The following is a 13141-nucleotide window of genomic DNA, read 5'->3' as shown; positions in this document are numbered from 1 at the left end:
CCGGAGGTTCCTTTGCGATCGTCTACGCTTGCGGGCATGGACCCTCTGAGCGACATGCTGTCCGGCATCCGCGCCGACCGGGCCTCGATCAACCGCGCCACCCTCGAACCGTCCTGGGCGATCCGATTCGCCGACGGTGCGGCCCTGACGATGCTCACCATCATGAAGGGCGAGGGCCGCCTCGTCCTCCACGACGGCACCGAGCGGAAGCTGCGAGCGGGGAGCACCGCGCTCGTCCGCGGCCCCGAACCGTTCCGGCTGCTCGACCTCGACGCCGACGCCGGGCAGTTCGGGCGCAGCCACCAGGTGTCCTGCGCCGACACCCAGGCCGGCAGCGGACTGCGGCAGGACCCCGACGGCTCGACCACGTTCGCCGTGGGCGCCTACCGCGCGCTGCGGCCCCGGCATGAGCGGCTGCTGCGGGCCCTCCCGCAGGTGCTCGTGCTCGACGAGGACATCGAAGACGTGCTGTGGCTCAAGGGCCTGGACGACGCGCTGGCCTACCAGGGCCGCCCCGGCGGCCAGTCGCTCACCGACCGCGTGCTCGACTGGGGACTGGTGTGCACGCTGAGCTGCTGGTTCCATCTGCAGGGCCCGGAGGCCCCGAACTGGTTCCGCGGCGTCCTCGACCCCGTGGCCGGACCGGCCCTCGCCGCGATCCACCGGGACCCGCGGGCGCGCTGGACCGTCGCCTCGCTGGCCGCCGAGGCTGGCGTCTCGCGCGCCCATTTCGCCAAGCGCTTCACCGAGGTCATGGGCGAGTCGCCTCTCGCCTACCTCACCGAGTGGCGCATGTGCCTCGCAGAGGACCTGCTCGAGGACCCCGAGAAGCCGGTGGCCGAAGTCGCCCGATCGGTCGGGTACGCCGACCCGTTCGCGTTCAGCACCGCGTTCAAGCGACGGCGCGGCTCGAGCCCTCGGGCGTTCCGCTCCCTGGCCGCTTCCGGTCGCGGTTGAGCGGCGAGGTCAGCCGGTCGGAGCGGGGGCCGGCCGGGAGCCTCGGGTGATGCGGCGGACCGCCCGTCGGAGCGCCGCGCCGAGCGCCCGGAGGCGGAAGCGACGCGGACGGGTGACATGAGCCTGGGCGAGGACCTCGGAGGAGGCGAGGAACCGGGTCCAGGCGTCCTCGCGGAGCTTCGTGAACGGATCGGGCGCCTCGCCCCGGCGGTGGCGTCCGGTCCGCAGGTCGCGGCGGTAGCCGTTGTCGGGACGCCAGGGCCAGGGGCCGGGGTCGAACTCGTCGTACGGTCCGGTGCGGAGAACGTACCCGGACGGGTGCCGCACGAGCTGTGTCGGACGGTGCTCGAGCGCGGTCGGCTGCGGTATGGTCGTGAGCGACAAGGGAGCGATTCCTCTCTCTGGTTGAAGCCGCCCGGTGGAAAAAGTTGGTAGCTGTTGCCACCGGGCGGCGTTGCGCATGTGGGCCGAGTCGGCTTTTGAAACGTGTGTTGTCACGCAGAGTCAAGCATGGAACACTCCACTCGGCATCGTCAACTCTCTCCGCGGCGTGTCGACAAGTCTCATGTGGAACGTGTTGGCGCGCCCGCCTCGGCGCCCGCGCCGGCGTCCATAGGCGCCGGAGACGGCGGGGTCCAGAACGCGGGCATCCCCGCCCGCGATCCGCATCCGCCATGGGCGCGCCCGCCGAAGCCGTCGCCGCTGAGGCGAACTCCTCTCCGCACGGCGAGGGCCGGTCGACGCCTGCTGGGCATCGGCCGGCCCGTTGCTCATTGCGGTTGTGCCGCAGGTGTCTCGGGTGCCCGATTCAGAAGTCGGCCGGAGCCTATCGGGCTGCCGACTTTTCCCATGAGGTCGTTCGCGGGGTGGTTGCGCTCGCGGCTGAGGAAGAAGCCGAAGATCGCGCGGCGCCATTCGTCGGGCGAGATCCGGTTGTCGTGGTCGGCGTCCAGGTATTCGAACAGCCGGTGGCTCTCGGTGTAGTCGACGCCGTTCCAGTTCCGCATGAGTTGCACGAATTCACCCGAACTGATGAGTCCGTCGCCGTCCTCGTCGGTGATCGCGAAGTAGGCGTCGGCGACCGTCGCGAGCTTGGCGGCCGAGGTGATCCGGTCGGAGAGCATGTTCGCGGCGAGGGCCGCCCGCAGTTCCTTGCGGCCCACGCGGCGGTCGTCGCCGGTGGCGGCGGGGGCGATGAACTCGGTCCACAGTCGGCTGGTGGCCTCGCGGAGTTCGAGGCCCATGGGGCTGTCCACCGGGACGCCGCGGGCGCCGAGGACCCGGTCGGCCGCCTGGCGCAGGTTCTCTTCGGTGATGTAGTCGTTGCCGTCGGTGTCGAGCGTGTCGAACCAGCGGTCGAACTTGTTGCGGTGGACCCTGCCGACAGCAACGTCCGGCCTGACCCGGACGGCGATGAGAATCGCCGCCCCGGCGGCGAGTGCGCCCGCAGCGGCTCCAGTGACCAGTGCTCTCGTGCGTTTCTGCATGGGTTTCACCTTTCGGATTCCGGTTCCCTGTCCAGGTCGGATCGTGCCATGACGGACCGCTTCGGGCACCGAAAACGGGCGATCCCGATCCGATCGGGACCGGAGTCGTCCATTCCCGCCGCGTCCAGAGACGGTCACCCGGTGAAGTCAAGATCATATTTGAACGTGTTCAAGTACCGGGGTATCGTTGCCTGACAAGGAGGAACCCCCATGAAGATCGTCATACCCGGAGGCACCGGCAACCTCGGCGCCGTCCTCGAACGCGGGCTCCTGGCGGCCGGCCACCGCCTCACCGTCCTCACTCGCACCCCCTCCCGCCCCCACCACCTCGCCTGGGACGGCCGCACCCTCGGCCCCTGGGCCGAGGCGATCGACGGCGCCGACGCCGTCGTCAACCTCGCCGGACGCAGCGTGAACTGCCGCTACACCCGCGAGAACCTCGACGAGATGATGACCTCGCGCGTCGAATCCACCCGTGTCGTGGGGCAGGCGATCGCCGCCGCCGCGAATCCGCCCGCGGTGTGGCTGCAAGCCGGCACGGCGACCATCTACGCCCACACCCAGGGACGCCCGAACGACGAGGCCGGCGGCGTCATCGGCGGCCGCGAACCCGACGTGCCCGCGTACTGGGCCGAAAGCGTCGACATCGCGCTCGCCTGGGAGGCCGCGCTGGAAGAAGCCGACACGCCGGCGACGCGCCGGGTCGCCATGCGCGCCGCGATGGTCATGAGCCCGGACCGCGGGTCGGCCTTCGACCTGTTCTCGCGCCTCGCGCGGCTCGGCCTGGGCGGTCCCGTCGCGGGCGGAGGCCAGTTCGTGTCGTGGATCCACGAAGCGGACTTCGTGCGCGCGGTGGTGTTCCTGCTCGAGCGCGACCTCGCCGGCCCGGTGAACATCGCCGCGCCGCATCCGCTGCGGTACAAGGACTTCATGCGAGTGCTGCGCCGCGCCTGGGGTGTGCGCTTCGGGCTGCCGGCGACGAAGTGGATGGCCGAGATCGGGGCGTTCGCGGTGCGCAGCGACACGGAGCTGCTGCTCAAGAGCCGACGGGTCGTGCCGGGCAGGATCGAGGACGCCGGCTTCGAATTCGAGTACCCCGCATGGGAGGCGGCAGCCGCGGACCTCGCCCGCCGAGCCGCCGCAGGACGCCGGTCGCCCCTGGCGCGCAAACCGGGCCTCAGGGCTCCGGCCAGGCCGTCAGGCGTCGGCCTCGGCTTCGAGGAGCCGGGCTCGACCCGGCGAGCCTAGCGTCCTTGGTCAATGCGCGGGCGCATGCCATCGCCGCCCGGTCCGCCGCATCGATGCCGGTCGCACGCCGCCGCAGCCCAGATCGTCCGGATTCCCGACGGGGGGATCGTCGGTCAGGCCGGCACCCCGGCCGGGCAGCGGCCGTCCCCCTGTATCCGCGGTGGACCGGCGCGCTGCGCTTAACTGTGCGACCTCAGATAGCGGTCCTCCACGAAGCCGGCGATCGCCATCAGGGCCGCAACGGCGGCGGCCGACCAGCAGACCGCGCTGAACGAGACTTCGTGCGACAGGATCGAGCCGAGACCGGCGCCGAGGAGGTACAAGACCCAGACGCCTGCTTGGAGCCGTGCCGACCGTAGGTCCTCCCGGGTTCCGGACAGGTTGACCGACAGGGCGATCAGCGTGCCCGTGAGCACGGTCGTCGTCACGCCCGCGAGGCCGATCCGGGCGGCGTGGATGCTCTGCACGCCCATCGCGAACGCCGCCAGGGCCACCGCGACCTCGTCGCCTCCCGCGAGCCCGGCCAGCACCAGGAACAGGACTTCCGCCAAGAGCAGCACCGGGACGCCGAAGCTGGTGAGCACGTGCCTACGAGTGGCCAGGGACGCAGCGACGGCCCCGATCGCGAACCCGGCCAGCGAAGCGAGCGGGCCGACCGCCGAGAGGCCGTCACTGCGGCCGGTCAGCTCCCCGGACAGCGCCACCGCCAGTAGCACCGCGTTGCCGGTCTGGTTGGCGACGAACTGCTGCCCGAGGCCGAGGAACCCCGCCCCGTCGACCGCACCGGCGAGCGCCGTCAGGACCAGTGCGGTCCAGGCGTGCGCATAGGCGCGGTCGATCGGTGCCTGCGGGCTCATTCAGGTCGTGTCGCCTTTCGTCGGCGCGTCGCCAGCAGCAGGATCACCGCGCCAGCCGCCAACAGGGCACCGGCTGCGATGACCAAGGGCCGCACCGAGTCGCCGGTGGCCGTCAGGAAGTCCCCGGGCCCGGCAGGGTCCTCGTCGTCGCGAGAGCCCGGCCCGGCTGCACCGCCGGACGGGCTGCCGGACGGGCCGGCCGTACCGTCACTCGGGCTTTCCGACCCGTCGGACGGGCTGTCCGTCGGGCTGTCCGAGGGCGACGGGCTGTCCGTCGGGCTATCGGACGGCGACGGGATGTCCGTCGGGCTCTCCGACGCGGTCGGGGACTCCGTCGGCGTGTCGGTCTCGCACTCGAGCTCCGCGGCGAACGGGAAGTAGTGGATCTCGCCGCCGTTCATGTTCGGCGTGCCGAAACTCGCGTTCCTGGCGACGATCTGGCCTTCGGCGTTCGTCGACGACACATCCGTGAGGTCGGCGTCAGGCGCGAAGATGCTGCCTTCGACGCTGTCGCCCGAGGCGATGTTCAGACGCGTGGCGTCGGCGAAGTTCCAGAGGATGTAGGGCGCCTGCGCGCCGCTGATGCCGGCCTGGGTCGCCACCTCCCAGTCGAGTTCGCCGCCCGTCCCGCCGGTGTCCACGTTGACGAGCAGCGGCATCTGCTCCGTGGGCTGGTTGACGAAGACGAGGTCGGCCATGTTGTTGAGATCTTCGCCGGTGACGTTGAGGACGTTCGTGCCGCCCTCCGTCAGCGTGATGCGGATCTGCTGGCCGGAGGCGACCTCGCCCTTCTGGACCGGGTTCCCGGCGGAGTCGGTCATCACGACCTCGATCGCATTGCACGCGAACAGGTCGGCGGAAGTGGTCCGGGCGGTGGTGGCGGCCGCCGCTGCGGTGAGCAGGAGAAGCCTGGCCCGTCGTGCGCGAGCGGTCGGAATCGTCGGTTGCAAGGTGCCCCCCGGTTGTTCTGATCTTCCTGCTGCGGGGGGAGCCGGGCCGAGCCTATCGGCGTGAACGCCGGACAGGTGCGAAATGCGCCGGACGGGTCGGGAGTGGCGGCGAGGGCCCTCCGGAATCGCGGTAGTCCACTGCGGTCCGAGATGGTCATGTGACCGGTTGTCGCCATTGTGGCCAGAGGTCGTTTCGGTCGATTCTGGTCGGTCTATAAGGGGCGAACATAGATTCTCTGCGCTTTTCGAACCGTGCGCAGTGCAATGGAAACAACGGGTTCAGGACCCGAACACGGTATTGCAATGTAATTGTCATATTTGGGGTTGCTTTCTGTGAAAAGGTTCACAACACCAACTGGATGGTTGCTTACGGAGGGTGCTGCTTCCTATGCTGAACGGGTACACCATTCCCTAATGGCGCCAAGCGTTTCCGACCTCAACCCCGGTCGGCGGACGCGATCCGTGCCCTGCACACCCAACCGTCGCAACGTCGCACGAGAGTCTCGTACCTAGTTCATCCCTAGTGGAGAGATACCGCGAATGTCGATTTCAAGCAGGACCGTAATCGTCGTCGGAGTTCGATTCAAAGGATTCAGCTCCGAGCACCCCGACGTCATGACCATCAGTCAGATCCTCGAAGAGCTCCAGACCGGAATGCACGGCACCGAGGGCGGGACGATCCGCCTCCGTCCGGGCCAGGGCCTCACCGCCGCCGACTGGGAGCGCCTCGAGGCCGTCGTCGTCCGCGTCGGCGTCGCCCACCGGATGCACCTCGACCCCTTCGCCACCGAGCCGCTCGGCACGGCGGAGGTCCACAAGCGGCTGCCGTCGAACGCGCTCGTCGCCGCCCTGCACAGCACCGAGCCCGGCGTCTTCCGGGCCGCGCTGCGCATCCACAACGACAACGAGCTGCTGCTCGACCACCAGACCGGGCAGCACGTCCAGGGCATGGTCGTCGTCGAGGCCGCGCGCCAGATGTTCCTCGCCGTCACCGAGCGGTACTACGTCGCACCGGAGCGGCGCGGGGGCTACTACTTCGTCATCAACTCGATGAAGACGACGTTCGAGAACTTCCTGTTCCCGCTCGCCGCCGAGATCGAGTACCGCGTCACCGAGGCGGCCGTCGGCGATCCGACCCGGCTCCGGTTCGCCGCCGAGATCGGCGTGCACCAGGGCGGGCGCCGCTGCGCCCTCACCGAGGTGTCGTTCACCGCGTTCGAATCCGAACTCATCGAAGGCAAGGAGCACCGGCGCGCCACCGACGCCGTGTCCCACGAGTCGCGCCTCCACGCCGGCGTCGGGGCCGGTGCCTGAGAACGCGGGCGGCGCCGCCGCCTACGACGCCGCGTTCTTCGATGTCGACGAGACGCTCATCTCGGTCAAGAGCATGTTCCGGTTCCTCGAGTTCTACCTGGAGTTCCGCGGCGAACCGCCCGGGACCTACCAGGTGATGCGGGACCGGCTCGGCTCGCTCGCCGCGACCGCGCCGCGGGAGGAGGTCAACCGCGCCTACTACCGCCTCTACGAGGGCGAGCCGGTGGAGCGGTTGGCCGCCGCCGGCCGGGCCTGGCTGCGGGCCGAGCTCGACGAGCCGGGGTTCCTTCTCGAGGGGCCGGTGGCCGAGCACGCGGCGCTGCGGGCCGCCGGCGTCCCCACGTTCCTGGTCTCGGGCTCGTTCTTCGCGTGCCTCGAACCGATCGGGGAGCTGCTGGGCGCCGGCGAGGTCCACGGCGCGCCCGTCCGGGTGCACCGCGGCAGGCTCACCGGCGAGATCGACCACCCTGTGATCGGCGCGGGCAAGGCGCACGTGGCGCGCGCCGTCGCCCGGCTCCGCGGGTTCGACCTGGAGCGCTGCGTCGCCTACGGCGACCACGCGAGCGACCTTCCCATGCTCGAGGCCACCGGCGACGCCGTCGTCGTCGGCGCCGATCCCGAACTGCTCCGGCACGCGCGGGCGCGCGGCTGGCGCGTGCTCGCCCCCGCCGCCGCGCGGGCCTGAACCGCGATCCGATCCCGTCCCACTGCGGCGCGACCGCGCCGCGCCCTGAAGCCCTGCCCCGAAACCAGGAGGAACGTCATGTCAGCTTCGATCCTGCTCGCCACCGAACTGCCCGTCCGCCCCGAGGCCGCCGAGGCCGCCCGCGCCGCCTGGCTCGAGCTCGGCCTCCCCGGGACCCGGGCGCTCTACCGCTGCCTGGAGGCCGACACGCTCCTGGAGCTGCGGGCCCTCGCGGACCTGTCCGAGATCGCGGACGCGAGCAAGGACTTCGCGCCGCTGTGGGAGGCCGTCGGGCCGCACGCCGCGGGCGACTTCCGCCGCCAGGTCCTCGAGTACGTCGAGGCCCCCAAGGAGCCGGGCACGCCGCTGCCGGCCACGCCGTACGTGCAGATGCGGTACGTCGAGGTCAAGCCGCCGGCGTACGAGGCGTACCGGGCGTGGCGCGAGGCGACGATCTTCGACGTGGTCCGCTCGGCGGACACCGTGGAGTCCTTCACGGCCTACCACACGGTGCTGTCCACGCAGCCCGGCGTCATGTTCGTGAGCGGGTTCTCCTGCACGCCCGAGGAGTACAACGTCCCCTTCACCTCGCCCCGGTACAAGGAGATCGTCCAGCAGGCCGGTGACTCGTACATCACCGGCGGCCCGGGCGGCCTCTACACCCGCATGTACGAGCGCGTCGGCGCCTGAGACCGGCTCGGCGAGAAGGGGAACGAGATGCGCACCAGCACGCTCGACCTGAGCGTCACCACCCAGGGGCCGACGTACCCGCCCAGCGAGATCCTCGACGCGGACGGGAACTTCGTCACGATCGGCCGCATCAACCGCGACGACGGGAACGGCGGCGTCACCAGCGAGTGGGGCCGGGCGGTGGTCGCCGCCGACAGTCCGGTGCCGCCGTTCGGCGAGCAGCTGCCGTACCGGATCGTGCGGGAGATCCCCGAGGAGCTCACCGCCGCCGAGGCGTCCACAGTGCTCTACACGCTGCCGCTGCCGCTGCCGTGCAACAACTACCCGATGCTGTTCGCCCCCGAGCAGCGACCGGACGCGCACCGGGTGGAGCGGCCCAGCTACCCGCTCCACGCGGTGCCGATCCCGGATCTGCGCGAGGAGGACGGCCCCCGGAAGCGGGAGCCGATCACTCTGGGGCAGTGGGTGGAAGCCGCGGGCCAGGTCCAGGCGACCGTGACCGCGGACGGCACCGCCGCCGAGTTCGCGTTCGCGTTCGAAGGGCTCATCCCCGACAGCGTCTACACCGTGATGTCGCTGCGCCAGCAGGACCTCGACCCGGCCGGCCCCACCAGGCCCGGACCGCTCGGCGTCCCGAACGCGTTCTACAGCGACGCCAAGGGCACCGCGACCTACCGCGCCGTCCTGCCGAACCCGTTCCCCGAACAGGGGAACCGCATCATCAACGTGATCGTCCTGTGGATGAGCTACCAGCAGAACTACGGAGGGGCCATCGGCCACTTCGGACTCGGCGGCGACATCCACGCACAGCTCAAGCTCCAGGCCCCGGCCTTCCAGGAACTCGCTACCCGCGACTGAAACCGTCTCCGAGGTGACCCCATGGACTACTCCGCTCCTCCCGCAGAACGGCCGCCGGACCGCGTCCGGATCGGCATCATCGGCACCGGCTCGCACCTGCCCGCGCAGGTGGTCGACAACGCCGAGGTCGGCGCCCGCGCCGGCGTCGAGGACGAATGGATCGTCCGCAAGACCGGCATCCGCACCCGCCGCTACGCCGCCGAAGGCGAGGCGACGTCCGACCTGGCCGCCGCCGCGGCCCTCGCCGCGCTCGACGACGCCGGACTGCCGGCGAGTCGGCTCGACCACATCATCGTGGCGACGTCCACACCGGACCATCCGCAGCCGGCGACCGCCGCGATCGTGCAGCACCTGATCGGCGCCGACGGCGTCCCCGCGTTCGACGTCAACTCGGTGTGCAGCGGGTTCCTGTTCGCGCTCAACACCGCCGCGGCCCTGCTGCGGGACGGGGGCCACGCCCTCGTCGTCGGCGCCGACATCTACTCGCGGATCATCGACCCGGCCGACCGGCGCACCGCCGTCCTCTTCGGCGACGGCGCCGGCGCGGTCGTGCTCGGGCCGGTGTCGGAGCCGCACGGCCTGGTCGCGACCAGCATGCGCACCCACGGCATGCACCACCGGATGATCGAGGTCCCCAACGGCGGCAGCCGGACGCCGTCGCGGGTGCGGCCGGCCGACGACCCCGGCCACTACTTCACCATGGACGGCCGGGCGGTGCGCGAGTTCGTCACCGACCAGCTTCCGTTGGCGGTCAAGGACCTCCTGCGGAAAGCCGACGCCACCGAGGCCGAAGTGCAGCACTTCATCCCGCACCAGGCCAACGGCCGCATGCTCCGCGACATCGCGCCGAGCCTCGGTCTGGACGCCGCCCGGCACCACCTCGTCGTCGACGAGCTGGGCAACACCGGGGCCGCGTCGGTGCCGATCGCGCTCGACATCGCCAACCGGGCCGGGAACCTGCGGCCGGGGGACGGGGTGCTCATGTCCGCGTTCGGCGGCGGCATGTCGATCGGCAGCGCGCTGCTGCGCTGGGGAGGGCGGCTGTGGTGAGCCTCAGAGGGCCGGGAGCCCGGTCCGCTCGACCGCCGCGATGCTCGCCCGGCCGCACGACGTGAGCACGTCCCGCAGATGATCCATCGTGGACTCCCCGGGGGCGGCCTCCTCGTAGAGCAGCCTCCGGGTCTGCGGGGCGACGAACGGCCAGCTCGCGATGCCGATGAGGCCCAGCATGAGCGCGGCCACGACCGTCCGGTCGCCGATCCCGAGCGCCTGCTGGAGCGCGGTGGTCTTCTCCAGGTAGAAGGCCCGCCGCGCCTCGCTGCCGGGGATCTGCGCGTCGCGGTAGTTCAGGCCCTCCCACGCGATCAACCGGACCAGGCTCGGGTCGCGCCGGTGGTAGTCGAACACGCGGCCGACATAGCTGTCGAGCTCGTCCCGGTCGGTGGGGACCGGGACCGACTCGGCGAGCGTCCGGTGGGCGCTGCGGAGCACCTCCTCGAAGAGGTGCTCCTTGCTGCCGAAGTACGCGTAGATGCGCTGCTTGTTGCAGCCCGCGGCGGCGGCGATCCGGTCGACACGGCCGCCGGAGAGCCCGTGGTCGGTGAATTCGTCGTGGGCCGCCTTCAGCAGCAGCTCGCGGGTCCGAGCCGAGGATCGTGTCGAAGGCATGGACAGAGTTTACGCAGATGAAACCGAGCGTCAGGACGGTGTGCGCCTGCCGTCCCCGCTCTGACCAACCGGATAGTTGCCATCGGCGCCGGGTACCCGGGCGCCCGTACCGGCCGCTGCCGCGGCACCGGTCGGGCCCGGCACCCGACGCCGCTCCTGCAATCGGAAAGAGCCCGAGATGACCGACACCCGAACCACCTCCACCGACCAGGACATCGCCGTCGTCAGCGGCGCCACCGGCGGCATGGGCGGCGCCATCGCCGCGCGGCTCGCCGCCGACGGCGCCACCGTGATCATGCTCGGCCGCGACGCCGGGCGCCTCGCGGCCGCCCGCGAGCGACTCGGCGGCGACCGCCTCGAGACCCTCGTCGCCGACATCGGCGACAGCGCCGCCGTCGACGCCGCCGTCGCCGAGATCCTCGCCCGCCACGGCCGCATCGACATCCTCGTCCACGCCGCCGGCGACGGGCCGGTCGCTTCGGTCACCGAAGCCACCGACGCCCAATGGCAGTCCACTGTGAACGGCAAGGTGATCGGAGCGGTGCGGCTCGTGCGCGCCGTCGCCCCCGGCATGGCCGAACGCGGCGGCGGCCGCATCGTGCTCGTCAACGGCATCTTCAGGAAAGAGCCCGACCCGCTGTTCGTCATCAACAGCGTCGTCAACGCCGGAGTCGGCGCCTTCGCCAAAGCCGTCTCCCGCGACCTCGGCCGCCAGGGCATCCGCGTGAACACCGTCGACCCCGGCGCGACCGACACGCCGCTGTGGGGCCGGATCCTCGACGACCTCGCCGCCCGCTTCGGCTCCACCGCCGAGCAGGTCGGCAAGGACGTCGCCGCCGCGAACCCCTCCGGCCGGCTGAACACGCCCGAGGAGATCGCCGACGCCGTCGCCTTCCTCGTCTCCCCCGCGGCGGCGCGGATCAACGGCGCGTCGATCACCGTCGACGGCGGGGAATCGGTGTCGATGTGAGCGCAGCGACCATCGCCCCGGCCCGGGCCGCGACCGGAAACGCCTGGAGCACCGCCCTCACCGCCTCGGCCGCAACGTGCTTCGCGGTCGCCACCGTCTACATGACCCAGCCGGTGTTCCCGGAGGTCGCCGCCGACCTCCGGGTCCCGGCCCCCGACGTCCGGTTCGCGTTCACCGTCGCGAGCTTCGCGTACGCGCTGTCGTTCTTCCTGTTCGGGCCGCTCACCGACCGGATCTCCGGCCGCGCCATGGCATCCGGCGGGGCCGCCGCGGTCGCCGCGCTCGCCGCCGCGGCCGCGTTCGCGCCCGGCTTCGCGGTGCTCGCGGCCCTCCTCGCCGCCGCCGGGGTCGCGGCGGCCGCCGTCCCGGCCGCGACGATCGCGCTCATGCCGAAACTCGCGCCGCCCGGCCTGACGGGCACGTTCTTCGGCCTCATGATCGGCGCGTCCGTCGCCGGGATCGCCCTCGGCCGCTCCCTGACCGGGGTGATCGCCGAGGCCGCCGACTGGCGCGTCGCCTTCGGGACGCTCGCGGCCCTCAACCTGCTGTCCGCGCTCGGCCTGCTCGCGCTGCTGCCGCGCACCGACCCGGGTTCGGCAGGGCGCGGGCCCGTCCGCGACGCCTACGCGGCCGCGCTCAGCCTGTTCCGGCAGGCCGCGGTCGTCCGGCTCCTCGCCGTCGGGACCGCCCTGTTCTTCGGCTACCTCGGCGTCGCCACGATGCTGACGTACCGGCTCCAGGAGGCCCCGTTCCACTACAGCGCCGGCGCGATCGGCGCCGTCAGCCTCCTCGGGCTCGTCGGCGTCCTCGGCGCACCCGCCGCCGGGCGGCTCACCGCCCTGACCGCCGCCCGCACCGTCGTCCTCATCGGACTCGCACTCGTGCTGGCGGGGGTCGCGCTCCTCGGGCTCGCGGGCGGACCGGTCGCACTGGCCGCCGGGATGCTCCTGCTGTTCCTCGGGGTATTCTCCTGCCAGCCGGCGGTACTCGTCATGCTCGCCGCCGAAGCCGGACCGGAGCGGCGCGGCTCCGCGTCCTCTCTGTACATGCTGGTCTGCCTCCTCGCCGGCAGCGTCGCCAGCGCCGCGTTCGGTCCCCTCTGGACCGGCGGCGGCTGGGCCGCCGTCGCGTGGACCGGCGCCGGGGCCGTCGCCCTGGCGGCCGCCCTGGCCGCGATCGGCCCCCGCAACCCCGCCTGAACCCAGACTTCCCATCCGCCAAGCACACTGAAGGAGCAGCGATGCCGTTCATCACCGTCACCACCTGGCCGAGCCAGTCCGACGAGCAGGCCCAGGCGCTCATCGAGGAGATCACCAAGGCGACCCACGCCGTCACCGGCGCCCCCCTGGACAAGATCGCGGTCGTCATCAACGAGATCCCGCAGTCCCGGTGGGGCGAGGCCGGAGTGATGGCCACGAACCCGGAGTTCCCCGAGCTGAGCCGGAAGCGGGCCTGAC

General features: G+C 71.6%; 15 protein-coding genes. 10 read left to right on the top strand and 5 right to left on the bottom strand.

Annotated elements, in window-relative coordinates:
• Positions 1 to 36 precede the first annotated feature (36 nt).
• The gene (locus GFD30_RS13565) at positions 37 to 957 is read left to right on the top strand and encodes an AraC family transcriptional regulator (protein WP_153025742.1); all 921 of its coding nucleotides are present in this window, start codon (positions 37 to 39) and stop codon (positions 955 to 957) included.
• Between the two features lie 9 nt (positions 958 to 966).
• Here GFD30_RS13565 and GFD30_RS13560 read toward each other — a convergent pair whose 3' ends face one another.
• Both GFD30_RS13560 and GFD30_RS13555 read right to left on the bottom strand, forming a co-directional pair.
• Complete coding sequence (locus GFD30_RS13560; RefSeq protein WP_153025741.1) at positions 967 to 1341, bottom strand: hypothetical protein; 375 nt, start codon at positions 1339 to 1341, stop codon at positions 967 to 969.
• Positions 1342 to 1727: 386 nt separating this feature from the next.
• Complete coding sequence (locus GFD30_RS13555; RefSeq protein WP_153025740.1) at positions 1728 to 2444, bottom strand: EF-hand domain-containing protein; 717 nt, start codon at positions 2442 to 2444, stop codon at positions 1728 to 1730.
• Positions 2445 to 2654: 210 nt separating this feature from the next.
• Here GFD30_RS13555 and GFD30_RS13550 point away from each other — a divergent pair, with 210 nt between their 5' ends.
• Positions 2655 to 3692 carry an epimerase gene (locus GFD30_RS13550; protein WP_153025739.1) on the top strand — a complete coding sequence of 346 codons (1038 nt, stop codon included), beginning with the start codon at positions 2655 to 2657 and terminating at the stop codon, positions 3690 to 3692.
• Positions 3693 to 3871: 179 nt separating this feature from the next.
• On the opposite strand, the gene GFD30_RS13545 is transcribed toward GFD30_RS13550, so the two are convergent.
• Positions 3872 to 4549, bottom strand: a complete 678-nt coding sequence (locus tag GFD30_RS13545) for a YoaK family protein (protein ID WP_153025738.1) — start codon at positions 4547 to 4549, stop codon at positions 3872 to 3874.
• On the bottom strand, positions 4546 to 5499 hold the full coding sequence (locus GFD30_RS13540; RefSeq protein ID WP_194201961.1) for a collagen-binding domain-containing protein: 954 nt from the start codon (positions 5497 to 5499) through the stop codon (positions 4546 to 4548). Before GFD30_RS13540 ends, GFD30_RS13545 begins: the two co-directional genes overlap by 4 nt.
• A 615-nt stretch (positions 5500 to 6114) precedes the next feature.
• On the opposite strand from GFD30_RS13540, the gene GFD30_RS13535 reads away from it, so the two are divergent.
• The 5 genes from GFD30_RS13535 (at position 6115) to GFD30_RS13515 (ending at position 10096) form a co-directional block, all read left to right on the top strand.
• A complete protein-coding gene (locus GFD30_RS13535; RefSeq protein WP_194201960.1) occupies positions 6115 to 6813 on the top strand; it encodes an AfsA-related hotdog domain-containing protein in 699 nt (232 codons plus the stop codon).
• Complete coding sequence (locus GFD30_RS13530; protein WP_153025735.1) at positions 6806 to 7498, top strand: HAD family hydrolase; 693 nt, start codon at positions 6806 to 6808, stop codon at positions 7496 to 7498. Before GFD30_RS13535 ends, GFD30_RS13530 begins: the two co-directional genes overlap by 8 nt.
• Before the next feature lie 78 nt (positions 7499 to 7576).
• Positions 7577 to 8188, top strand: coding sequence for a hypothetical protein (locus GFD30_RS13525; protein ID WP_153025734.1), 612 nt, complete (start codon positions 7577 to 7579; stop codon positions 8186 to 8188).
• A 27-nt stretch (positions 8189 to 8215) separates the two neighbouring features.
• Entirely contained in the window at positions 8216 to 9046 is an 831-nt protein-coding gene (locus GFD30_RS13520; RefSeq protein ID WP_153025733.1) for a hypothetical protein, read from the top strand.
• 21 nt (positions 9047 to 9067) lie between these two features.
• Complete coding sequence (locus GFD30_RS13515) at positions 9068 to 10096, top strand: 3-oxoacyl-ACP synthase III family protein (RefSeq protein WP_153025732.1); 1029 nt, start codon at positions 9068 to 9070, stop codon at positions 10094 to 10096.
• Positions 10097 to 10099: 3 nt separating this feature from the next.
• Here GFD30_RS13515 and GFD30_RS13510 read toward each other — a convergent pair whose 3' ends face one another.
• Entirely contained in the window at positions 10100 to 10714 is a 615-nt protein-coding gene (locus tag GFD30_RS13510) for a TetR/AcrR family transcriptional regulator (RefSeq protein WP_153025731.1), read from the bottom strand.
• Between the two features lie 178 nt (positions 10715 to 10892).
• Between GFD30_RS13510 and GFD30_RS13505 the strand changes: the two genes are divergently transcribed.
• Genes GFD30_RS13505 through GFD30_RS13495 form a run of 3 tightly spaced genes read left to right on the top strand, consistent with a single transcriptional unit; the run spans position 10893 to position 13140 of the window.
• The gene (locus GFD30_RS13505) at positions 10893 to 11684 is read left to right on the top strand and encodes an SDR family oxidoreductase (protein ID WP_153025730.1); all 792 of its coding nucleotides are present in this window, start codon (positions 10893 to 10895) and stop codon (positions 11682 to 11684) included.
• Positions 11681 to 12883 carry an MFS transporter gene (locus GFD30_RS13500; protein WP_153025729.1) on the top strand — a complete coding sequence of 401 codons (1203 nt, stop codon included), beginning with the start codon at positions 11681 to 11683 and terminating at the stop codon, positions 12881 to 12883. The genes GFD30_RS13505 and GFD30_RS13500 overlap by 4 nt, the downstream gene beginning before the upstream one ends.
• Before the next feature lie 41 nt (positions 12884 to 12924).
• The gene (locus GFD30_RS13495) at positions 12925 to 13140 is read left to right on the top strand and encodes a tautomerase family protein (RefSeq protein ID WP_153025728.1); all 216 of its coding nucleotides are present in this window, start codon (positions 12925 to 12927) and stop codon (positions 13138 to 13140) included.
• Position 13141 lies beyond the last annotated feature (1 nt).

Origin of the sequence: Glycomyces albidus (assembly GCF_009451885.1) — a bacterium.
GTDB lineage: Bacteria > Actinomycetota > Actinomycetes > Mycobacteriales > Micromonosporaceae > Glycomyces > Glycomyces albidus.
The sequence above is the reverse complement of the archived record's forward strand: the minus strand, read 5'-3'. Positions and strand labels throughout refer to the sequence as shown.

What these genes read in the sequence shown, in the direction of transcription:
- GFD30_RS13565 (WP_153025742.1), top strand. Translation starts at nt 37, where the DNA reads ATGGACCCTCTGAGCGACATGCTGTCCGGCATCCGCGCCGACCGGGCC.
- GFD30_RS13555 (WP_153025740.1), bottom strand. Translation starts at nt 2,444, where the DNA reads ATGCAGAAACGCACGAGAGCACTGGTCACTGGAGCCGCTGCGGGCGCA.
- GFD30_RS13550 (WP_153025739.1), top strand. Translation starts at nt 2,655, where the DNA reads ATGAAGATCGTCATACCCGGAGGCACCGGCAACCTCGGCGCCGTCCTC.
- GFD30_RS13545 (WP_153025738.1), bottom strand. Translation starts at nt 4,549, where the DNA reads ATGAGCCCGCAGGCACCGATCGACCGCGCCTATGCGCACGCCTGGACC.
- GFD30_RS13535 (WP_194201960.1), top strand. Translation starts at nt 6,115, where the DNA reads ATGACCATCAGTCAGATCCTCGAAGAGCTCCAGACCGGAATGCACGGC.
- GFD30_RS13525 (WP_153025734.1), top strand. Translation starts at nt 7,577, where the DNA reads ATGTCAGCTTCGATCCTGCTCGCCACCGAACTGCCCGTCCGCCCCGAG.
- GFD30_RS13520 (WP_153025733.1), top strand. Translation starts at nt 8,216, where the DNA reads ATGCGCACCAGCACGCTCGACCTGAGCGTCACCACCCAGGGGCCGACG.
- GFD30_RS13515 (WP_153025732.1), top strand. Translation starts at nt 9,068, where the DNA reads ATGGACTACTCCGCTCCTCCCGCAGAACGGCCGCCGGACCGCGTCCGG.
- GFD30_RS13510 (WP_153025731.1), bottom strand. Translation starts at nt 10,714, where the DNA reads ATGCCTTCGACACGATCCTCGGCTCGGACCCGCGAGCTGCTGCTGAAG.
- GFD30_RS13505 (WP_153025730.1), top strand. Translation starts at nt 10,893, where the DNA reads ATGACCGACACCCGAACCACCTCCACCGACCAGGACATCGCCGTCGTC.
- GFD30_RS13495 (WP_153025728.1), top strand. Translation starts at nt 12,925, where the DNA reads ATGCCGTTCATCACCGTCACCACCTGGCCGAGCCAGTCCGACGAGCAG.